General features: G+C 40.4%; 22 protein-coding genes. 17 read left to right on the top strand and 5 right to left on the bottom strand.

Annotation, left to right across the window (positions count from 1 at the left end; genetic code table 11):
* Positions 1–185 precede the first annotated feature (185 nt).
* The 13 genes from H7U01_RS03815 (at position 186) to H7U01_RS03755 (ending at position 10,785) form a co-directional block, all read left to right on the top strand.
* Positions 186–1,478: a PTS sugar transporter subunit IIC gene (locus H7U01_RS03815; RefSeq protein WP_195435337.1), complete on the top strand. Its 1,293-nt coding sequence runs from the start codon at positions 186–188 to the stop codon at positions 1,476–1,478.
* Positions 1,465–2,328, top strand: a complete 864-nt coding sequence (locus H7U01_RS03810; protein ID WP_175062961.1) for an alpha/beta hydrolase — start codon at positions 1,465–1,467, stop codon at positions 2,326–2,328. The genes H7U01_RS03815 and H7U01_RS03810 overlap by 14 nt, the downstream gene beginning before the upstream one ends.
* 179 nt (positions 2,329–2,507) lie before the next feature.
* Complete coding sequence (locus H7U01_RS03805) at positions 2,508–2,957, top strand: Rrf2 family transcriptional regulator (RefSeq protein ID WP_080611925.1); 450 nt, start codon at positions 2,508–2,510, stop codon at positions 2,955–2,957.
* Between the two features lie 132 nt (positions 2,958–3,089).
* Entirely contained in the window at positions 3,090–3,950 is an 861-nt protein-coding gene (locus tag H7U01_RS03800) for a VOC family protein (RefSeq protein ID WP_201041149.1), read from the top strand.
* Between the two features lie 130 nt (positions 3,951–4,080).
* Positions 4,081–4,683 (top strand): nitroreductase family protein, encoded by a 603-nt coding sequence (locus H7U01_RS03795; RefSeq protein WP_070838966.1) that lies wholly within the window; start codon positions 4,081–4,083, stop codon positions 4,681–4,683.
* A gap of 490 nt (positions 4,684–5,173) precedes the next feature.
* A complete protein-coding gene (locus H7U01_RS03790; RefSeq protein ID WP_064525273.1) occupies positions 5,174–5,485 on the top strand; it encodes a hypothetical protein in 312 nt (103 codons plus the stop codon).
* Positions 5,486–5,490: 5 nt separating this feature from the next.
* Positions 5,491–5,700, top strand: coding sequence for a helix-turn-helix transcriptional regulator (locus H7U01_RS03785; protein ID WP_021143931.1), 210 nt, complete (start codon positions 5,491–5,493; stop codon positions 5,698–5,700).
* Positions 5,697–6,500: a DUF3169 family protein gene (locus H7U01_RS03780; RefSeq protein WP_171963566.1), complete on the top strand. Its 804-nt coding sequence runs from the start codon at positions 5,697–5,699 to the stop codon at positions 6,498–6,500. The genes H7U01_RS03785 and H7U01_RS03780 overlap by 4 nt, the downstream gene beginning before the upstream one ends.
* Before the next feature lie 256 nt (positions 6,501–6,756).
* Complete coding sequence (locus tag H7U01_RS03775) at positions 6,757–7,680, top strand: aldo/keto reductase (protein WP_201041148.1); 924 nt, start codon at positions 6,757–6,759, stop codon at positions 7,678–7,680.
* A 148-nt stretch (positions 7,681–7,828) separates the two neighbouring features.
* Positions 7,829–8,404, top strand: coding sequence for a TetR/AcrR family transcriptional regulator (locus H7U01_RS03770; RefSeq protein WP_201041147.1), 576 nt, complete (start codon positions 7,829–7,831; stop codon positions 8,402–8,404).
* Positions 8,401–9,081, top strand: a complete 681-nt coding sequence (locus H7U01_RS03765; RefSeq protein ID WP_140814144.1) for an ABC transporter ATP-binding protein — start codon at positions 8,401–8,403, stop codon at positions 9,079–9,081. The genes H7U01_RS03770 and H7U01_RS03765 overlap by 4 nt, the downstream gene beginning before the upstream one ends.
* A 3-nt stretch (positions 9,082–9,084) precedes the next feature.
* A complete protein-coding gene (locus H7U01_RS03760) occupies positions 9,085–10,230 on the top strand; it encodes an FtsX-like permease family protein (protein WP_201041146.1) in 1,146 nt (381 codons plus the stop codon).
* Between the two features lie 294 nt (positions 10,231–10,524).
* Positions 10,525–10,785 (top strand): SemiSWEET family transporter, encoded by a 261-nt coding sequence (locus H7U01_RS03755; RefSeq protein ID WP_002885327.1) that lies wholly within the window; start codon positions 10,525–10,527, stop codon positions 10,783–10,785.
* Positions 10,786–10,892: 107 nt separating this feature from the next.
* On the opposite strand, the gene H7U01_RS03750 is transcribed toward H7U01_RS03755, so the two are convergent.
* Both H7U01_RS03750 and H7U01_RS03745 read right to left on the bottom strand, forming a co-directional pair.
* Entirely contained in the window at positions 10,893–11,375 is a 483-nt protein-coding gene (locus tag H7U01_RS03750; RefSeq protein ID WP_073687042.1) for a glutathione peroxidase, read from the bottom strand.
* A gap of 129 nt (positions 11,376–11,504) precedes the next feature.
* A complete protein-coding gene (locus H7U01_RS03745; protein WP_125411807.1) occupies positions 11,505–14,654 on the bottom strand; it encodes a KxYKxGKxW signal peptide domain-containing protein in 3,150 nt (1,049 codons plus the stop codon).
* Positions 14,655–14,979: 325 nt separating this feature from the next.
* On the opposite strand from H7U01_RS03745, the gene H7U01_RS03740 reads away from it, so the two are divergent.
* The 3 genes from H7U01_RS03740 to H7U01_RS03730 all read left to right on the top strand — a co-directional run bounded on the left by H7U01_RS03740 (position 14,980) and on the right by H7U01_RS03730 (position 19,613).
* Positions 14,980–16,365, top strand: a complete 1,386-nt coding sequence (locus tag H7U01_RS03740; RefSeq protein WP_037601034.1) for an amino acid permease — start codon at positions 14,980–14,982, stop codon at positions 16,363–16,365.
* 74 nt (positions 16,366–16,439) lie between these two features.
* Entirely contained in the window at positions 16,440–16,883 is a 444-nt protein-coding gene (locus tag H7U01_RS03735) for an ASCH domain-containing protein (RefSeq protein WP_073686887.1), read from the top strand.
* A gap of 120 nt (positions 16,884–17,003) precedes the next feature.
* On the top strand, positions 17,004–19,613 hold the full coding sequence (locus H7U01_RS03730) for a carbohydrate-binding domain-containing protein (RefSeq protein WP_201041145.1): 2,610 nt from the start codon (positions 17,004–17,006) through the stop codon (positions 19,611–19,613).
* 71 nt (positions 19,614–19,684) lie between these two features.
* On the opposite strand, the gene H7U01_RS03725 is transcribed toward H7U01_RS03730, so the two are convergent.
* The 3 genes from H7U01_RS03725 to H7U01_RS03715 all read right to left on the bottom strand — a co-directional run bounded on the left by H7U01_RS03725 (position 19,685) and on the right by H7U01_RS03715 (position 21,027).
* A complete protein-coding gene (locus tag H7U01_RS03725; protein ID WP_201041144.1) occupies positions 19,685–19,879 on the bottom strand; it encodes a CsbD family protein in 195 nt (64 codons plus the stop codon).
* Between the two features lie 66 nt (positions 19,880–19,945).
* Positions 19,946–20,578, bottom strand: a complete 633-nt coding sequence (locus H7U01_RS03720; RefSeq protein ID WP_049546137.1) for a DUF421 domain-containing protein — start codon at positions 20,576–20,578, stop codon at positions 19,946–19,948.
* Positions 20,575–21,027, bottom strand: a complete 453-nt coding sequence (locus H7U01_RS03715) for a DUF3290 family protein (protein WP_201041143.1) — start codon at positions 21,025–21,027, stop codon at positions 20,575–20,577. The genes H7U01_RS03720 and H7U01_RS03715 overlap by 4 nt, the downstream gene beginning before the upstream one ends.
* Before the next feature lie 374 nt (positions 21,028–21,401).
* Between H7U01_RS03715 and manA the strand changes: the two genes are divergently transcribed.
* A complete protein-coding gene (gene manA, locus H7U01_RS03710; protein ID WP_201041142.1) occupies positions 21,402–22,343 on the top strand; it encodes a mannose-6-phosphate isomerase, class I in 942 nt (313 codons plus the stop codon).
* Positions 22,344–22,538 lie beyond the last annotated feature (195 nt).

The raw sequence follows: 22,538 nt of genomic DNA, 5'->3' as shown, positions 1-22,538 counted from the left end.
TTAAATAAACATCAAGAAATTCTCAAATATTTCTTAAATTTTTCAAGAAATCATGAAAATGGTGGTGACTAAATTCTGATAGTGTGTGCTTTAACCCATGATTAAGGTAAGTCCTTTTCCTTTGTGCTATAATGAAGAAAAACGTTGAATGTAAAGTTTATTTAGCCTTTTACTAGGAGTCTTTTATGACAAACTATTTGGTCCAGAGGTTTCTCTGGTTTCGTGAGCGAGGCTTCGTCCAAATTACGCAGAAAACCTTGGTTTCGCTCTTTCCCTTTTTCCTATTTTCAGGAATTATTCGGGTGATTTCACTATCTGTCTTTTCGGAGCTTGGTTATATTAACCAATTGTTTTCAGTTTCTGACTGGTTACCGGCCTTTAAGATAACTGGGCAGGTGCTCATTAATCTTTCCAACTTTCTTGGTGGCTTAGCCGGGCCCTTATCAACTTACTTTGCAGGAAAATACACAGCTGGTCACTATGGTAGAAGTACTGGTACAGCTGGTGTGACTTCCCTTTTGGTTAGCTTAATTATAGGATCGCAGGAGCTGTTGCTGTCACCGCTAAACGATGGTGTTTTGACTCGCATCAATTTACCGGCTTCAATCAACATTATGTTGGCTATCTTTGTGGGCTATCTGGTTGGCCAGATTTTTCGCTTTTCAAGAGCTAGTGATGATCAGATTGTGGACAAGGACTATATTTATCAACCAAAGACCGTCCGTCCCATTTTTTTGTCACTCATTTTAGCTATTGGACTTAACATTCTCTTTGTGATTGGAGAGCAAGATAATGTTTTTCTGACGATTAGGCAGGTTACCTCTACCTTTACTGTAACTGATAATCACCTGTTCTCAACCTTTATGATGGGACTTTTGAACACTTTTTCTGCTTGGATTGGAAATAGTCAGGCTTTTGCCCTAAATTCAATTGCCGATGATAGTTTTGCCTTGGAAAATTTGACCTATGCTGTTTCCCATCATACGACGACTGGGCTTCCCCACCTTTACACACTAACAAATCTTTATCATAGTTATGGCTTGGTTGCTGGCATTGGCTCAGGGCTAGCCCTCTTGGTGGCTCTGCTTTTAGCATCAACCAGTTATAAGGATAAGAAGGTGAGTCTTCTAAGTGTCTTTCCTAGTCTCTTTAACAATGGGGCTCCATTTATGGTGGGGATACCAGTCTTGCTTAATTTAGTTTATCTGGTTCCTTTCCTACTGGCACCTATGATCAATATGGGCATTGCTGCGGTGGCCTTGACTATTCATCTTATGCCAGCTGCGGTTTATCCGGTTCCAGATGGTACACCAAGTCTTCTTTTCGCCTTTATCGGAACTGGGGGTAGTTTACGAGCTCTTGCTGTTAGTCTGCTCTGTTTTGCAGTCGACATTGTTATCTTTATTCCATTTGTGCGTCTGTCTAATAAAGTACAACACGGTCTAAAAGAGGAAGGAGAGAGCATTGAAACTAAATAAAAAAACTAAGTTGGTCTTTATCCTTGTTGCTTTCTTTCTCATTGGGTTAGCCGTCCCATCCTATAGTTGGACTAGGAAAAATGTCAAGGAAATAGAGACTTTCTATAATTCAAAATTGTCTCCCATTATCATGATTCCAGGGAGCTCTGCTACGGAAAATAGATTCGATGGCCTAGTACGTAAGCTCAATCAAGACCGTCCTGGCGTCAAGCATAGCCTTCTCAAAGTCAAGGTCTGGAACAATGGGCGTATCACCTTTGAGGGTAAAATCAAGGATAAGGATAACGAGCCAGTCATTGTTATTGGATTTGAGAATAACAAAGATGGCTATAACAATATCAAGAAACAAACCAAGATGATGAATCAGGCATTTGAAGCCTTGCAGAATAAATACAATTTCAATAATTTTAAAGGGTTGGGGCATTCAAATGGTGGCTTGATTTATACGGCTTTTATTGAAAAATATCTTAGCGACTACGATGTCAAGATAAATTCTTTGATGACTATCGGAACGCCCTATAATTTCACTGAAACCAATATTAAAAATAAATCGGTCATGCTAGCAGACTTTATAGCTGCTAAGGAGAATATTCCGGCTACCCTACATGTCTATTCGGTAGCGGGAACTATCACCTATGATTCGGACGAATTGGTTCCCGATGCTAGTGTGTCCGCTGGGAAATATATCTATCAAAATCAGGCAAAAAGTTATACTGAAATCACTGTTACAGGTGAAGATGCCCAACACTCGGATTTACCAACCAATGATGAAGTAGTGGAACTAATCAAACAACATATCGAAGGACAAGGTGTTCGTAAGAAGCAAAAGACCAATCTAGAACCTCAATAGGCTAGAATACTATGTATTATTGGTCTAGTTAGTTATTATCAAATACAAAAGAATAGAGTATACGATGGCTCTATTTTTTTGTGTAAGACTAACACTTCAAGTTGTTGTAACTCCTTGTTTTACAACGTTGGTTTTGTTATAATTGATTGAAAAGAAAAAGATGAATGAGAGGTTCTGATATGCAAATACCAAGTCGCTTTACCATTGCTGTTCATATTTTGACCCTTATAGCACAAAATAAGGGAAATGAAACGAAGCTAACCAGTGATTTAATGGCAGGTAGTGTGGGGGTCAATCCAGTTATTATCCGTAAAACCTTGTCGCAACTGAAGAAAGCAGACTTGATTTCTGTTCAAAGGGGAAGTGGAGGAGCCACATTAACCAAGGCACCAGAGGAGATTAACCTTTTGCAGGTTTATCGTGCAGTGGATAGCATCGGTCCAAGTGGCCAACTCTTTAGTTTTCATGATAATCCTAATCCAGCGTGTCCAGTAGGACGTAATATCCATGGGATTTTGGATCAGAGCCTAGAAGACGTTCAAATGGCAATGGAAAAAGAACTCGAAAAGAAAACTTTAGCTGGTATTTTAAAGGATGCTAAGGCCAACTGGAAAGAAACTGGAGCTTGATTTTTAGATTTTAAACTATAAGAAATCGAAAGTTTTTCGGTTTCTTTTTTAATTTCCAAGTTGTAATGATTGACGTGACAATAGAAAAAATTATAATGTAATTCATATAATTACAACAAAGGAGAAAAACATATGACATACGACTACAATAGTAAGATTTACCTCGCAGAAGCGGTACTCAATGTGAATGACTTGGCACGTCAGACAGCCTTTTATACACAGGTTATAGGACTTGAAATCCTATCTCAAACTGCAACAGAAGTTGTTTTGGGTGCTGGAAACAAGCCGCTAGTTCACTTGATTGAAACCAATCGTGAGGAAGCGGTCAAGTCCAGTTATGGTCTCTACCATATGGCAATTTTGTTGCCATCTCGCGAGGATTTGGCAGATGTTTTCAAACATATTGCTGAGCTAGATTATCCATTTGTCGGTGCAGCTGACCACGGTTATAGTGAAGCCCTTTATTTGGAAGACCTTGAAGGCAATGGTATTGAGCTCTATAGAGACAAGCCTGTTGCTGAATGGGATATTCGTGAGGATGGTCGCATCGTTGGTGTAACAGAAGAACTATCAGCTCAAGAAATTTACGAGATGGGACGCAAGGTTGAGCCATTTGTGATAGCTAAGGATACTCGTATGGGGCATATTCATTTATCGGTCAAAGATAGTCAGCTAGCAACGGCTTTTTATCAGAATGTTTTGGAGCTGGCAGATAAGTTTACCATTTCAAGTGCTAGTTGGATTGCTTCAGGTGATTACCATCACCACTTGGCTGTCAATGAATGGGGTGGCAAAAACTTAGCCAAACGTGAAAAAGGGATGATTGGTCTTGCCTACTACGTCCTTGAAGTAGAAGACAAAGAAGATTTGATTACCATAGCAGAACGTGCTAAGAATCGTGGAGCAGAGGTCAAATGGTTATCTTCTAATGCGTTAATCTTCGAGGATAATGATGGTATTTTGACACGGGTAAGAAAAAATATTAATAATTAGTGATTTTTTGAGTCGTAACTATTGACATTACATTTGAAAGGTCTATAATGGTTATTGTAATCAAAGTTATTACAAATAAACTTAACAATTTTAACAATTAACATTCATCACAAAGAAAGAGGGAATAACTATGACCTACTTTACAGACTTACAAACAAAACGTCGTTCAATTTATGCTTTGGGAAAAGACCTTGAGCTCTCTAACCAAGAATTGATTGAAACCATTCAAGGGGCTGTTCTTAACACACCGACAGCCTTTAACTCACAAACATCACGTGTGGTGATCTTGCTGGATGAAGAATCAGATGCTTTCTGGAATGAAATTGCTTATTCAGAGCTTGAAAAAGTAACGCCAGCAGAAGCTTTTGAGGCAACAAAAGAACGTTTGGCAGGTTTTGCTCAAGCTAAGGGAACAATCCTCTTCTATGAAGATCAAGATGTAGTGAAAGGCCTTCAAGAGCAATTCCCACTTTACGCTGAAAACTTCCCAATTTGGTCAGAGCAAGGTCATGGAATCGCCCTTTATGCGACGTGGTTGGCTTTGGCTGAGAAGAATATCGGCATGAACGTACAACACTACAACCCACTTGTGGATGCCCAATTGGCTGAAAAATACGACATTCCAGCTAACTGGAAACTCCGTGCTCAAGCACCATTTGGTCAAATCGTTGCACCAGCAGGAGATAAAGACATCCAAACAGAAGGTCGTTTCAAAGTTTTTGGCGACAAATAATCACTTTAATTTAGTCAGTCGGCTTGGCAATGACTGAACAAAATCATAATGATAAGACAAAAAAGTAGCAGGGTTGAGAAATCCTGTTATTTTTTTATCTTAAAAATAGTAATACCCAAGGAAAGTTATAGCTTGAATTTTAAAACTTCCCTTAGGTGATAGCAAATGTCAGCGGCCTTCTAAGAAATTCTATGAGTAAAGTTTGAATCCTCGATTTTAAATTTTTAGGCTCGGGCTAAGACAATTCTCCCAACTTCCGAGTATCTGAAACTATTTGGTTTCGGGCGCTTGCGTAACGGCATCTTGCACATCAATTATTCTAAGTCATTTTTTTGAAGAAGAAGTGATATAAGATGTTAGAAAAGTTGTGTTATTTATATCATATTTCCAATTATTTTGATAATATTCTTTTTATTTTTGACAAAGATGCTTGTCAAAAATAAAAAGAAGCGTTACAATAGTTTTAGACGAAAGAAGGAGAGGTATTCTTATGGGAGCCATATGGATTCTTTTTATCCCTTTTATAGTTATATTTTATGCAAGCTCAGAAAAGAAGATAAAAGGATTGAACAGACGTATCAAAGGGTTGGAAAAACAATTGAAAGGAAATAAAGAAATGTCTCGACTTTTAGAAGAATTGAAAGGGCAAACGGTCAGTGTTAGACTAAATGGTTTTGGAAGTAATTGGAAAATTGTTGATTTTGATGAAGATTGGGTCAAATTAAGCCGTGTGATTAAGCAACATAGAGTGACAAAATTAGTTCGTATTGAAGATGTTGAATTAATTCAACAATTGAGGTAGCCATAATGATCTTAAAAAATCGACTGAAAGAGCTGAGGGCGCGTGATGGGCTCAACCAATCTGAGCTAGCCAAGTTAGCAGGGGTCTCACGTCAGTCCATCAGTCTCTTGGAGCGAGGGGAATATACCCCTTCTGTAATTATTGCCATCACCATCGCCCAGGTTTTTAAAGAGCCTGTGGAAAATGTTTTTAGTCTTGTAGAGGAAGAGGAATGATTATGAAAAAGCAACAACAAGAACGATCTCCACGTTACCGTTTTTGGAGAAATGTAGGGATCATTACAGTTTCTGGTTTGATCGGAGGAGTCATCGGAGTTTTGACAGGCATGTTTGGATCAGAAAAGCCACTTGAAATCCAAACCTTCTTTAGTAAAGAAGTACTCTTTTTGGACTCAGCAGTTTTATTTCTGATCGTATTTATACTCACGATGGCCTTGTTGATTCATGCGAGAAAAGTCCATCAAAAAATGCTCCAAATAGATGACGAAGATGAGGCCTATCACTATGACATTCAAAAGAATAAACTGTATGGTTTAGCGACCATTTTTAAAGGCATCATGATCTTGTCATATTTTTTAGTCATCATCTTTTATTGTCAATTGATGTCTATGGATAGACCTGGCACAGGGAACTTGGCTTTTATCTTTGGAGACTTTACCATGCTCTATCTTTTTCTTGCCTTGATTGTCCTATTTTTCCTAGTGGATTCCTTCTATCGAAAGACCTTTCATCAGCTTTATGGAAAACCAATTCCCCGCAATGCCAATGCCAAGGAAGTGCGTATATTCATGATGAGTATGATGGATGAAGCAGAAAAGCAGATTAGCTACGAGGAAAATTTCGAAGTGGTTGTCAAGTTAAGCAATTATATCTTGCCGAGCCTTCTCCTTGTTCTCTTAATTATTGGAATTGCCTTCCAGACGGATATCCTTTTAGCTTTGATTGTTGTATCCATCATCTATATTTATATCCTTATTTCACAATACAAGATTACCAAACGTTATTATAAAGAGTAAATGTATCATCCATGTTAGAAATCTGTAAAAGCTTTTGGAAGTGATAGAGAGCCCTTCTTATTGAATATCTTATCTTCCATTACCATCAATGGGTGTACTATCGGTCTTGAATCTTAGGGATTATGGGAGATTATCAAACTTTCCCTTAGCTTTCGTTTATTATCTAAGCCCTCAGTTGATGCTGAGGGTCTTTTATTTCTCAATTGATTTTTGAAACCCTTTTCACTACAATAGAGATACAGAAAAGGAGGCGGACATGAACTATATTGAGTTTGCTGAAAATGAGCGTCTGTCCACGATTGTCCTTGGGATGATGCGGATCAGTCAGATGAGTGAAGATGAGGTGGAGGCCTTGGTGGAGGTAGGCTTGTCAATTGGGATCAACACTTTTGATCTGGCGGATATCTATGGCGATGGTCAGTGTGAGGTCCTGCTGGGCAAGGTTCTCAAGCGCCGTCCGGATCTTCGGGACCAGATGTGGATCCAGTCCAAGTGTGGGATTCGCAAGGACGGCTTTACCTATTTTGATTTTTCCAAGGACTATATTTTGGACTCAGTTGATGGCATTCTCGACCGTCTGCAGATCGAGCGCTTGGATAGCCTCCTCCTTCACCGACCGGATGCCCTCATGGAGCCTGAAGAGGTGGCGGAAGCTTTTGATCACTTGGAGCAAGCGGGCAAGGTCCGTCATTTTGGGGTATCCAATCAAAATCCCATGATGATGGAATTGCTTAAGACGGCTGTCAAACAACCTCTCAAGGTCAACCAGTTGCAGTTGAGTGCAGCCTTTACACCGAGCTTTGAAGCTGGTTTTCATGTCAACATGGAAGGCCCAAAAGCAGCCGTGCGAGATGGCAGTGTCTTTGAGTATTGTCGCTTAACTGATACGGTGATTCAAGCTTGGTCTGTCCTCCAGCATGGCTATTTCAAGGGGAATTTTGTCGGCAAAGAAGAATTTGCGGCTCTCAATCATGTCCTTACTGACTTGGCGAAGAAATATCAAGTTACACCGACAGCTATCGCCCTTGCTTGGGTCCTTCGCTATCCGGGTAAGATGCAGGCTGTCATCGGAACGACCAAGCCCCAGCATGTCCTTGAAGCAGGGAAAGCAGCAGAGGTGAATTTGACCCGCAAGGAATGGTACCAAATCTACTTGGCGGCGGGAAATGATTTGCCTTAGAATCTTGTTAGTAAACCAGATTCCACTCTTATCGGTGGACTGGTTTTTTGTTTTGTAGTTTTCAGATTTTTCTTGACAAGTCTTTCTTTTTTATGGTATTCTTTATGCAACAAGTGTTGCGCAACAAATGTTGCGTGAAAGGAGTCTTATGCCACCAAAGGTTAAATTCAGTAAAGAGGCTATCATTGGGACAGCTTTACAATTGGTGAGAGAAGAGGGCATGGCTAGTTTAACTGCTCGAGCATTAGCAGAGAAACTAGGAGCCACACCGAGAGTCATTTTTGGGCAATTTGCTAATATGTCCGAGTTACAAGCAGAGGTTATTGGTGCTGCGGAGATGGTCGTGGTGGAGTATATTCGCAAGGCCTTAGAAGATGAGAAGCCTTTTCGATCTGTTGGGGTTGCTTATATCCTTTTCGCCTCAAAAGAGCCCCAACTTTTTCAGTTGCTTTTCCAAAATCCTAGCAAAGAGCCGATTCGTCGCTTTCAAGATTTTCTTCCCATGAAGGATCATAGTTACCAGTTGGTTCTGGATTCGATCGTCGCAGACTATCCTTTGACTGTTGAGGAGGCTGGTCGCTTGTACCAGCATCTATTTATCTACTCACACGGGATGGCCTCAATGGTTGCTTCTGGTATTTACCAGTTCAGCATGGAAGAAGTGATTGGATTACTGACAGAGGTTTGTCAATCTCTCATCAAAGAAATGGTAGGAAAGAAATGATTCAACTAGAAAATGTGCACAAAAGTTACGGCCAAACCAAGGTTTTAAAGGGGATTGGTTTGCAGATTCAAGACCAGGATGATGTGGTTATCCTTGGTCCTTCTGGATCGGGAAAATCAACTCTCTTAAATGTGTTATCAGGCTTAGAAAAGGTTGACGAGGGGCATATCCTCATTCAAGGACAAGATTTATCACAACTCACGGATGCTCAATTGACAGCCTTTAGACGTGAGAAGATTGCCTTTATCTTCCAGCAGTATTATTTATTGCCGAATCTGACGGTCAGACAGAATGTAAAGATGGGTGCTGACCTGGCAAACAATCATGATTTTTTGCAGATCATAGAAGATTTGGGACTTGGCGATAAGCTAGACAAGTATCCGAGTGAATTGTCGGGTGGGGAACAGCAGAGAGTCTCTATTGCTCGGGCTTTGGCCAAAAAGCCAGAGATACTCTTCTTAGATGAGCCGACGGGAGCCCTTGATGAAGAAACAGGGCGCAAGATTCTCGACTATATCTGGAAATTGAAGGAAAAGCTGGGCTTTACCCTCATCATGGTGACACACAACCAAAATATTGCGGATATGGCTAGAACCATCATTCGTGTCAATAGTGGCAAGATTACAGAAGTTGTGACCAATGAACAACCTCAGACTGCCTATGAGATCGGATGGTAAGCTATGTTTTCAGTAAAAGATATTCGAAAATTAGTTGTCGTCAGTATCATTGGGGCTTGTGCGGTCTTTGTGGCCAATCTCTTCTTGAATTTTTACTTGGACATCGAGCAATTAGAGATTTCGAAAACCAATCCCATGATTCAGACCTACTATGATGCCCAGGTTTCGCTTTCCTGGATGGTAGCCATGGTCAGTGGGGTCGTCTTGTCTTTGACGTCGGTCCTTCTCATGTGTTTTTATATCAAACAATTTGTCGATGACCACAAGGAACAATTAGGGATTTTAAAGGCTTTGGGCTATAGCAATGGCCAGTTGGCTAAACGGTTTTGGGCCTTTGGGCTCAGTTTTGGAGCTGGAGCGCTTCTTGGCTATCTCGCTTCATTTCTCATGATGGGACATTTTTATGACTTTCGTAATGAGAAGGGGATCCTGCCAGAAATCACCATTCATTTTCATTGGCAGCTCTTGCTTGCTTTGGTGATCCTGCCAACGACATTTTTTATGCTTCTCGCGATTGGTTATGCTAGAAGACAACTCCAAACGCCGGCACTTCGCTTATTGAAAAAATCCCCAAGTCCTATCAAGGTCAAAAGGAGAAAGAAGGCTCCTAAGAAAGAGAAAGACTTCCTAAAAGAGCTGTCCTCATCTCTGATTTGGGGGAGAAAATCTATATTGTTTTTTGTGGTCTTTGGCTCTATGTGTTTTGCGGCCATGGTTCAATTGTCCTTTGGCTTAAGAGATTATACAGATGACATCATCCAAACCATGATGATTATGATTGGCTTGATCCTTTCTTTCTCGATTCTCTTTTTGTCATTGGGGATTGTGGTCTCAGAAAGCCGCGAAACCTTGGCTCTTATGAAGGCTTTTGGCTTCACCGATCGTGAATGCCAAAGTCATATTCTCGCTCCCTATCGTTTTTGGGCCTATCTAGGATTTGTTTTAGGGACGGCTTACCAATACGGCATCATGGAAATCTTAATCGCTGTGATCAAAGATACGGTTCCTGGTAAAATTGAGCATCACTTTGATGGGAATGTGTGCTTCTGGACCTTGCTCGGTTTTGCTGTAGTTTATGAAAGCCTCTTTTATCTATCCAACAGAAAACTCCAAAAACAAACCATCAAAGAAGTGCTCTTAGCTGAATGATTTATGACAGTAATCCTTAATATCAGTGCTTTTTGATGAGAAAAAATAGTAGATTCATTGACTTTAGACCTCTTAAAGAGGTCTTTTTCTCTGATGAAAACGCTACATAAGAGACTAAATGCACTATCACAATCTTGTGATAGTTTACATCTTCTTAACATTGTCCCGAAATTCTTGCATTCTCTATTGTTAAAGCGTAAGATAGACACTGTTTTAATTTTGTGCATTAAAACATGTCTTGAAATATTTCTAGGTGTACAAGGCAAATAGAATTTTATGAAAGAGGAGTCTCGAATGTCAGATAAACAAATGAAAACCCTTGGTTGGGTGGCAACCTTCATGTCAGTTATGATGTATGTATCATACGTACCACAAATCATGGACAATTTGTCTGGTCATAAAGGAAACTTTATCCAACCATTGGTAGCTGCAGTCAACTGTAGCCTTTGGGTTTACTATGGTCTCTTTAAAAAAGAACGTGACCTTCCCCTTGCTGCGGCCAATGCACCAGGTATTATCTTTGGTTTAATTACAGCATTGACAGCTTTGTTCTAAAATAAAGCAAAATTTCTTTCTATACTATTTTTCTTAACGCAGAAAACGAGAGCAGAACTAGCGACAGTCAAAGATTGTCGTTCTAGTTTCACTCTCGTTTTTTGTTTTTAGTTACTAAGAAGAGCCTTGATAGCATCTTCCATTTTTAGTGGATCAGTTTTGGAAGAAAAGCGTTCGACGACTTGACCTTCACGGTTAATCAAAAATTTAGCAAAGTTCCATTCAATTCTAGCCCCAAGCGGTCCAGATTTTTCTTGTTTTAGCCAATCAAAAAGTGGTTCTGCTTCCTTACCATTGACCTTGATTTTGGCAAAGCGAGGGAAGGTTGTATGGTAATTGAGGGTACAGAAGGTGTTGATTTCCTCAGCACTACCAGGTGCCTGCCCCATAAACTGATTACAAGGAAAATCAAGAATCTCGAAACCTTGGTCTTTGTATTTGTCATAAAGTTCCTGCAAGCCTTGATACTGTGGCGTCAAACCACAACCTGTTGCTGTATTGACGATTAAGACGACCTTGCCCTTATAATCATGGAGGGATACGGGTTGGTCAGCTTGATCTGAAACTGTAAAATCGTATAAGGTTGTCATGAGAAATCTCCTTTGGTTTAGTTGAGACTATTATAGCAAAAATAAAGACATAAGAATTGTACTTTTACAATATAGCTTTTAGCATTCCCCACAAAAAAACCAAGACTTTCGTCTCGGTTTCATCTCATCTTATGACACGACATGTCCGTCTTTGTCGAAGGTATAGAGTTTACCATCGATGAGGACAGAGCGGTTTGTGTATTTTTCACCTGTTTTAGGGTCCAAATAGTAGGTGTAGTTATCGACTGTGACAAAGCGTCCTAGGACTTGTTTGCCTTCAGCGTCGAAGTAGAGGACCTTACCATCAACTTCTTGGAAGCCGGTCACTTTCTCACCTTTGTCATTGTAATAGTAGTTATCGCCCTTATCGTAGACAATGCGATTGCGATAAGCTGGTTCACCCTTGCGGTCAGCGACTACACCATTGTCATCAGCATTATAGGCTCTGTCTCCGATGACAAAACGTCCTGTTTCAAGGTTTCCGCTATCTCGGAAGAAGTAGTCCTTGCCGTCGATGGTTTGCCAACTGGTAAGAGCAGCTCCGTCGTTGCCATAGTAGCGTATTGGGTAGTATGGGAAGCGTGGAGAGCCTTCGTAGTTGTATGATTTTGAAAAGGCGTTGCGTGTCATGATACCAGTCAATTGGTCAAATTGGTAAGTCTTACCATTGATTGTGACCTCTGTGCCTTTGGCTTGACGGCCATCTTCATAGAAATAGTAACTGACGCCATCAAAGGTCTTCAAGCCAGTGACTTTTTGACCATTTTCATAGAGATAACTTGTGCCGCTACGATCCGTCTGCAATTGGTCAAAGTGGATGGCTTTTTCTTTTGCCGCATCAATACCCTTGGCATCAAAATTAAAGGTTACGCCACGATAAGTAAGGGCCTTGTTAGTTGTTGCAATGGCAACGTTTGTGGTCACTTTTTGACCATTTGGTGCTGTGAAGGTCATAGGTGTTGAGTCGAAATGGTAGAGGTGTCCATTAAGAATATCCCATTCGTCAAAAGTTGACCATTGTGATTGGCGGACGTAACTATATTTAGATCCAAGAATCTTACCATCATATTGATAAGGACCTTCTTTGATATTACCGTCGGCATCTGTAACATAGACACCTTCAAGTTCATACGAATTCTCACCAGTACGCTTGAACTCAGGATAGAGACCGTTTGTCAAGAGTTTTCCATCTGGGCTAAAGAGTTGAGAGTTGATAACTCCTGTGTAGAGGTTTCCTTTAGGTGTGTCGTCATCAGAATAGTCGCTACCATAATAACGGTTGCCATCAACTTCAAACCAGCCTGTCTTGAAGGCACCATCATTGCCAGCGTAGTAGATGTTTTCAGAGAAGTCACCATAACGACCAGTAGATTTATCATGGTAGAAGGCATTACGAAGGACAGCACCAGTGTCTTTGTTGGCGAAGTAGTGGTTATCACCTAGGTTGAAAATCTTTCCTCGAATTTGTTGGCCCTTATCGTTGAAGTAGTAGAGGTCCTTGTTAATAGTTTGGAAACCAGTGACCTTTTTGCCATTAGCATCGTAGTAGTACCATTCTTGATCAGTACCTTTAACAAATTGATTTCGATTTGTGGTTTGGTCAGCTTTAGTAGTCGCCACACCATTGCTATCAAAGTTATAGACCGTACCGTTTAAGGTAAGTGAGCGATTGACCCACTTGTCACCTGTATTTGGATCGAAGTAGTAGGTTTTGCCACCAACAGTAACCAGTTGTCCCTTGGCTTGTACACCATATTCGTGGAAATAAAGGTTTTGTCCGTTAATGGTTTGGAAACCAGACACGGCTTTACCATCAGCTCCGAAGTAGTACCAAGAGTTGTCTCTATTGATAAATTGGTTAGTTACTGGATTTCCATTATCTTTATCGAAATAGTAGATATCGTTACCGTAGTAAAGGAAGTCCCCTTTGACTTGTTGACCATTGTCATTGAAGTAGTGAAGGCTACCGTCTACTGTTTGAAAGCCATGAAGCGCTTTACCATCTTTACCAAAGTAATACCAATTCCCTTTATCGTCAGAAACATAACGGTTGGTTACCATAATACCAGTCTTAGGGTCAAAGTAATACTGTTGTCCGTTCAGGTTTTGAACACTTGTCTTGTAGTGAGCTTGGCTACGGTCTAGAAATTCGGTTTGGAAACCAAATGGGGCTGAGAAGCCTTTAGTTGCCTTGAAGTCATTGATGTAATACCAGTTTCCAGCTTTATCCGAAACAAAGACAAAATTAGGTTGATTACCAGTAGCATCAAAGTAGTAAAGATTTCCATTTTCAGTGATGAAGTCATCTTTGACCATCTTGCCATCTTTGTCGAAGTAGTAAAAGCCAAAGTATTTATGGTTGACGTTGTTAAGAGCTTGGAGACCTGTTACGCGACGTCCATTGTCTTTATCGAAATAGTAGCTATCACCATTAATAGTGACGATTTCGTTTTTAGCTTGTCGACCATCTTCGTGGAAGTAGAGGTTAAAGCCATCGATATTCTGAGCACCAGTGACGGGTTTCCCATCTTTGCCGAGGTAATACCAGTTGTGGTTGTTGTCTTCAATAAACTGGTTGCGTTTGTTCGTTTCAGGCAGAACTGCTGTCAAACGACCTTGGGCATCAGCAGTATAAGCTTGACCATCGATGTTGATAGAGGTATTGGTTACCTTACGTCCATTGGCTTTGTCATAGTAGAAAGATTGTCCATTTTCTGTGATAATCTCACCCTTGGCTTGCTTGCCATCCTCGTGGAAATAAAGGTCGAAATGGTCAACGTTTTGGGCACCTGTCAGATTTTTGCCGTCTTTAAGGTAGTACCAGTTGCCCTCAGCATCGCTCTTGAATTGACCGCCAGAAACGACAGTAGTTTCAACAGATTCTGGTGCTTGACTGTTTACTTCAGTGACTGTGCTAGTTGTTTCTGAAGTTGAAGTAGCAGTTCTCGTTTCGCCACTAGACAAATTGTAAGTGCTGCTTGCTTGGTCTTCTTTAAGGACTGGCTGCTTATCAGCTGTAACAGTAGCAGTTGTATCAGTTGCACTATTGGTTGCGACTTGATCAGCTTTTGCTGTAGCTACAGTTGTTTCTGTGACGACAAGATCAGGATCCTGGCTGACACTTTCAGGTGTGCTAGCTGAGGTAACTTGATTGGCAGCTTGCTCGTCGGCAGAGACACCAACTCCAACCAATGAGGCACCAAGTGCCAAACCAGACACAGCAATGGTAACCCATTGTTTTTTCACTTTATGAAGTTTAAAATGAACTTTATTTTCCATAAAAGTTCCCCTTTTCCTTTTTAATGACCCCATTCTAACATCTTTCATTAGAAGAATCAAACGCATTCATAAGATTTTCATGTTTTTTCTAAAAATTGAAAATTCTTTTTAGATAAGGATTTGAGAAACAAAAAAGAATGCTAAAGAACCACTTTAGCAAGTTTCTTTTGATAGAGATGTATGGAAAATTAAAAAGTAAGCACTGGAAGTCCCAATTTTCAACATAGCATTCACCAATAAAAGTATAAAAATACAGAAAAAGGGCCATTTAGACCAAGAAATATGGTATAATAGTTCGGTATTTCGCAAAAAATGGAGTATAAAAATGAGTATTTTTCGTAAAAAGGATGTCGGTCTCGCTCAGACTGAGATGAAACGACATCTGACCCTTAGGGATGTGGTCCTGCTGGGAATCGGTGCCATGGTTGGTACAGGAATCTTTACGATTACTGGTACCGCGGCATCGACTCTGGCTGGCCCTGCCCTGATTATTTCAGTCTTGATTTCAGCCGTGTGTGTTGGGATGTCAGCGATTTTCTTTGCTGAGTTTGCCTCACGTTACCCATCAGCCGGTGGTGTCTATGGTTACCTCTATGCTGTCTGGGGGGAGTATCCTGCCTGGATGGGTGGCTGGTTGACCATGATTGTCTTTATGAATGCCGTATCCAGTGTTGCTTCTGGTTGGGGTGCCTACCTCAAGGGGCTACTGGCTAGCTTTGGTCTTAAGTTGCCTCAAGCCATCAGTGGACCTTTCAATCCCAGTCAAGGTACTTACATTGATCTTTTGCCAGTCTTGGTCTTGGTCTTGGTGACAGCTCTTCTTCTCATGAATTCTAAGCAGGCTTTACGTTTGAACTCTCTCTTGGTAGTGCTCAAGTTTTCAGCCTTGGCGGTCTTCATCTTAGTGGGGCTCTTCCATTTGAATCCTAGCAACTGGGCAGATTTTGCACCATTTGGCTTTGGTCAGATTTACGGAGGAAAAACTGGGATTATGGCAGGTGCCTCTCTTATGTTCTTTGGATTCCTTGGTTTCGAGTCTATCTCTATGACGGTAGACGAGATTAAAGAGCCGCAAAAGAACGTTCCTCGAGGTATCGTTCTTGCCTTGATTATCGTGGCTTCACTCTATGCAGTGGTTTCGCTGGTCTTGACTGGAGTGGTTCACTATACCAAGTTGAATGTTGATGATGCAGTAGCTTATGCTCTTCGCTATATCGGTATTTCTTGGGCCGCCAACTACGTCTCTGTGGTTGCAATTATGACCTTGATTACGGTATGTATTTCAATGGCCTATGCCCTTAGCCGTATGGTTTATAGCTTGGCGCGTGATGGTTTCCTCCCTCAAACCTTCCAAAAGGTTTCAAAGACTAATAAGGTTCCACATCATGCGACACTTTTAACAGGAGTTTTGTCAGCTATCTCAGCAGGTATCTTCTCCTTGGCCAATATGGCATCATTGGTTAACATTGCGACCTTGGCTTACTTGGTCCTCTTGGCTATTGCTCTCATTATTCTTCGTAAGGATAAGGGGTTGCCACAAAAGGATGAATTTAAGGTTCCATTTGTTCCGGTCTTGCCTATTATTTCAATTATCGTCTGCCTCTCCTTTATGAGTCAGTACAGTTGGCAGACATGGTTAGCCTTTGGTTTGGCAGTGCTAATCGGTTCAGTTATCTATGCCTTTTACGGTTACAAACATTCTAAGTATTAAGATGAAAATGATAGTGCCATCTGGCCTATCATTTTTTGATATAATGGAAGGAAAGTAGAAGCAGGAGTAGATTGATGAAATCAGACCAGATGTGGCAAGCCTATAAAATTTTAAATCAGACAATCGGAGATAAGATTGATGCCTGGGCCTTTGGCGTGGAAGCAGATTATTTGGCAGAACTCGTATTGATGGGGCAAAAGACAGCAACCAGTTCAGCTTTTGACTTGTATGCAGTGGGGAATGAACCATTGCCCAAGGAAAATGAACTGAGCGTCATTCTTGATAGTAAGGAGAATGCTATTTGTATTATTGAAACGACGAAAGTTGAGGTCATCCCATTTAAAGAGGTTTCTAAAGACCATGCCTACAAGGAAGGTGAAGGAGACCGTGGGCTAACCTATTGGCAAGTGCTTCATGAGGATCTCTTTAGCAATTGGTTGGAAGAGGTTGGATTACATTTTAGTCAGGAAAGTCTAGTTGTTTTAGAAGAATTTAGAGTGGTCTATCCTAGAAATTGAAAGTTCCCAATATCTTGGAGACTTTTTTACTTTAAGGAAAGGTTAACTTTTCTTTAAGCCTTGTCTTAGGTTTCTCGTGTTTAATAGAGTCATAACAAAAGTAAGTAAGAGGTAAAACATATGACATACAAACATAGCAAACAAACACAAGAACGTTATGCCATTAAGAAATCATCAAAATGGAAAACAGCGGGGTCAGTCCTAGTAGCTAGCTTAATTTTTGGTAGCTCAGTCGTCCTAAATGACAGCAAGGTTTCAGCTGACGAGGCAAACACCGAATCAACACTCTCAACCGTTACGACAGGCGAAACCACTGCGGATTTAATTGAAGAAAGTACTCAGACCGACAATTCATCAGCTACTACTGAAACAAGCACGGAAACAGCTACAAGTACTTCAACAGCAACTTCAACGACGGCTTTAACTTCGGACACTGATTCGTCAACAACAAGTACAACAGAGAACACGACTGCTACATCAACAGGCAGTGAAACCTCTGATCATTCAAGCACACCCTCAACCTCAGAAGCAAGTTCTTCAGAAACGGCTGAGAGCACAACTAGTGAAACGTCAGAATCTGAAACGAACAATACAGATGAAAACACTAGCACTAATACAAGCTCAAACACCACTGAAACCACTGCTTCCGAAACAGCTTCAGTATTAACTAACAGTGCTTCAGATGCAGCTACGGAAACAACAACAACTGAGTCTAGCAGTACTGATTCAGATAGTTCAACAACCACAATCACTTTCGAAGGGACAACTGCTGTGACTAGTGATAGTACAGCGGTAACGATTGAGGGAACAACAATTACAATCAACCAATCTGGTACCTACACACTTTCCGGTAATGGTTCAAGTTATACAATCATCGTAGCTGGTAGTGTGACTGATCCGGTTACTATCTACTTGGATGGTGTGACTTTAACCGATTCATCAATCACTTCAAATTCTTCTGCGGAGCTGACAGTGAATGTTCTTTCAGATAGTTCCATTTCATCAACCTCTGATAACGCAATTGAAGCGACTGGGGCTTTGACAATCACAAGTGGTACTGGAAGTACTCTGACTCTTTCAAGTACTGAAAAGCATGCCATCAAGGCTGACAGTGTAACGATTGACTCTGTAACACTTGATTTGACTTCTGAGGCCAAGGATGGCATCAATGCAACGACAGCTGTAACCATTAAAAATGCCACAGTCAATATTACAGCAACAGATGACGGTATCCAAGTGGAAGACGAAACAGATGTTAATAGTGGAGATTTGACGATTACCGACTCAACGGTGACGATTAATGCGACAGATAAAGGTATCACTGTTACAGATGAATTGACTATTGAAGGTGATTCAAGTGTAACAGTAGTTGCAGGCGATGAAGGTCTTGAAGGACGTTGCATCAACTTGACAGGTGGAACCGTTGACATCACTGCTGGAGATGACGGTATTAACGCCACTGAATGGACGACCAAGGACAGTGCAGACACTTCAAGTCTAACCAACTCGACTTCTGATTTGGAAAATGAAGTTGCCATCAATATTGACGGTGCAACGGTTACAATTCTAGCAGACGGTGATGGTATCGACAGTAACGGGAATGTGACAGTTAAAAGTGGTTCTCTCTATGTCGCTCAGACAAGTGCAGATAATGCCGCTATCGACTATGATGGAACAGGTATCATCTCGGGCGGTACCGTTTGGGCCATTGGTAACCAAGGAATGGCTCAGGCCTTTACAACAGGTTCAAGCCAATCTTACATCATGGCTAACATTTCAGGTAGTGCAGGGGACACCATTACAGTCACTGATAGCTCTGGAAATGTTGTTGCCACAACGACAGCAACGTCTTCATTTGGAAATGTGGTCTTTAGTACCGAGAGTCTAACTTCGGGTGAAACCTATACCATCACGACCTCAAGTGGTTCAAGTGCCACTGCAACAGCTACTGAAGAAGGCACAAACAACGGTCCTGGTGCTGGTGGCATGGGCGGCTTCCCAGGTGGTGGTTTTGGTAATAGTTCAATGTCTGATAACTTCGGAGGCTACGGCGGACCAACTAGCTATGGTGGCAGCTCTACAAATACGGGTACCGTCAATACCCCATGGGGTCAATCTGCTTCGACAAGTTCTGAGAATACAACTAGCACAAGTAGTACAAGTTCAACAAGCCAGACGGCTAATACTGGACGTCCTACCCCATCAAACTTTGCTAGTCAAACAAGTAACTCAACGTCTCCAAATGTGAGTACCACAACTTCTACGACTGCAAGTAGCACAAGCCCATCAGCTCAAGGCTCATCAAGGACTAATGCTTCAGACCCTGAAGTAACATCATTGATGTCTGAAGTAGCAGTTGCAAATCAGTCAGCAGAAGTACAGCCCGCACAGGCAAGGACAGATAAGACAAGTAGCACCCAACAACAAAATCAAGAGACTGCTGAGAAGTTGAATAAGATTCCTACTCAAAATCAAACTTCTGAAGCATCAAAAGGTCAGTCAGTCTTAAGTCAAAAGGAAAATGTTAGCTCAGTTGTACAAACTAATTTTGCTCAGAAACAACATACAAGCTCTAAGGCTAATCAGTCTGCTAAAAGTTCACAAAGTAGCCAAGCAAACCAATCAACGTTACCAGATACTGGTGATGTGAGTAGCTTGGGATTAGGTGCATTAGGAGCTGTACTTATGACAACATCATTTGCACTTAAAGGAAGCAAGCATTCTCGTTAGTAATTTTAGTTTAGAAAACAAATAAAAAAAGAAGTTCTCTTGCCAAATGGCTTGAAAACTTCTTTTTTGTCTTATTTTTTAAAGTTATTTTTAAGGCCTTCAACAGCACCTTCAATGCCTTCTTTAACATCTTCGAGACCGTCTTTTGCTTTTGCTACAACTTTTTCAACAGCACCTTCAATTTCAGTCTTTTTGTCGTCAGTCAGTTTACCAGCACCCTCTTTAAGAGCACCTTTAGCTTGATTCAATTTATCTTCGATTCCCATGATAGAACCTCCTTTTTATGATGAGACCATTGTAGACAATATTAAACGGTAATGCAAGTATTTTGTTTAATAAGTGACAACATTAATCTTTCCTTTATCATATTCAGCGATGAAGATATCTGAAATGTTGTCATATCCCATTTTTTGAAGCTCTTCATTTAACCAATCCTCCGTTTTACCAATAGTATCAAGAATTTCTGTTTGAATGACCCCATCAGTAACGATTGGGTATTTCGGATTTTCATCACCCGCACGAACCACAATCAATTGGCCGTTCTGTTCAATAACTGCAAGTTTAACCTCTTTAAGTTGAAAAATTCCTTGGGAACGTAATTTTAAAGCGACATCAGAGGCTGAAAGTCCTTTAGAGCGACAAGCTTCAGGATCTAGTTGACCATGTTTGATGATGACAGTTGGTTTACCGTCAATCAAATGTTTGATAAAGAGAATATTGGTAATTAGCCATTTTAGAAGTAAAATCAAAATCGTCCAAATAATCAAAATCACGAAATATTGGAGGATTGAAACGGTACTACTATAAATTGTACCACCGAGGATTGCACCAAGAACATAGTTCTGTACTTGGTCAGTAGCTGAGCTAGGTGCTAGGTTTCCTTTACCTGTTAAATTGATAACAAAGACGAGTGAAATAAGCCCCAAAGCTAGTTTAATTGCAACAGTAAGATAAAAAGATGTCATTTTTTAACCTCCACGAGTTCAACATCAGACTTGTAAAGTTTTATTTGTTCTAGCAAGTAGCTGTCAGGTTCTGAACCTGAGATGGCACGATAGTACTTGTTTCCAACTTTGAGGATAGCGCCATCTGTAGTAGTAGAAGTATTGACATAAACCTTGCTCTTATCAACGTCAAGATTTTTAGACGCAACCTCGATAAAGTGAAGAGATGCTCTAAATTGGTCGTTGTTAGATTGATTGCTTTGGAAATTACTGATAGCAATTAGAACCACGGCAACTAAGGTTAAAATAGAAATAATAGAGAGTTCACGAAACTTAGTATCATGGCGTTCTTTGAAGGCTTTAAAAGCAAATACACCGGTCACTAAAATAAGTCCTGCAGTAATGGCAACCATAACCCAGTTTTGTTGGCTAATCTGACTTAGCACATAGTCATAGGAATAGAATTTCATTGAGAGATTTCCTTTCATAATATCACTAACATTATAAGTTAAAAAGTCTTTAAATTCAATCAATCTATCCGAAAAATGAAGGAATGAGTAGGATTCTTAAAGGAAATTTGCTATTGAAATGACTTGCAGCCATTAAGCCAAAATCTTATGATTTCTTTAAGGACTTTGTTGATATTTTCACAAATTATGCTTATAATTGAAGTAATTACTCGTCAAAGTCTGTTTGTGATTTGCTGATGATGGAGCTTACTGGCTATAGGTGATTTTTGGAACATCCGCTTTAAAGTGGAACTGATTCATTTATCATGATGTGAGTAATCATCTATGTTAAGACATAGATTTTGAGTCTATTCATTCTTATATAAGGAGTTTTTATGTCTGAACCATTATTTTTACAATCTGTTATGCAGGAGAAGATTTGGGGTGGCACGCATTTGCGTGATGTCTTTGGCTACGACATTCCAAGCGACCATGTAGGAGAGTACTGGGCTATTTCCGCACACCCAAATGGTGTTTCTACTATTAAAAATGGTCGCTATGCCGGTCAAACTTTAGATGTTCTTTATGCAGAGCATCGTGAATTGTTTGGAAATCGTCAGGAACCTGTTTTTCCACTTTTAACTAAGATTTTGGATGCCAATGATTGGCTTTCAGTTCAGGTCCATCCAGATGATGCTTATGGACTTGAACATGAAGGTGAACTTGGTAAAACAGAGTGTTGGTATATCATTGCTGCTGAACCAGGTGCTGAAATTATTTATGGCCACAATGCCAAATCAAAAGAAGAACTGCGTCAGCAAATTGAAAGTAAGGATTGGGAAAATCTTTTGACTAAGGTTCCAGTTAAAGCAGGTGATTTCTTCTATGTGCCAAGTGGTACCATGCATGCTATTGGTGCAGGTATCATGGTTCTTGAAACGCAACAATCTAGTGATACGACCTACCGTGTTTATGATTTTGACCGTAAAGATGATCAAGGTAACCTGCGTGAACTCCATCTTGAAAAATCTATCGATGTCCTTAATATCGGTGAGCCAGCCAACAGTCGACCAGTCACAACAAAAGTAGATGACCTCAAATCAACGCTCTTAGTAGCAAGTGATTTCTTTGCTGTTTACAAATGGGAAATCTCAGGTAAGGCTGATTTTGAAAAGACTGCTGATTACGGTTTGCTTAGTGTACTTGACGGTCAAGGAAGCCTTAAAGTAGATGGACAAGATTATGACATTGCAAAAGGCAACCACTTTATTCTACCTAGTGATGTCCATGCTTGGGAAATCCAGGGAAATCTTGAACTGATTGTTAGTCATCCATAATTTAAGTATTTAAACTAGACGGGATAAGAATCTTGTCTAGTTTTTTCATCAAATCAGACAGAATATTTGAAATTTTAAAAACCTTTGTGAATAAGTTTCAATAGCTTGAAGTTCCAAACTAATCATGTCATACTAAATAAGTTGACTAAAATTCTAATAAACAAGTTGTGTCTATTTGGGGCATAAGATCTTGTT

The sequence above is a fragment of the Streptococcus sp. 21.1 genome (genome assembly GCF_016648635.1).
Taxonomy (GTDB): Bacteria; Bacillota; Bacilli; order Lactobacillales; family Streptococcaceae; genus Streptococcus.
Note: the sequence above shows the minus strand (reverse complement) of the source record. Positions and strands in the feature narration are given on the sequence as shown.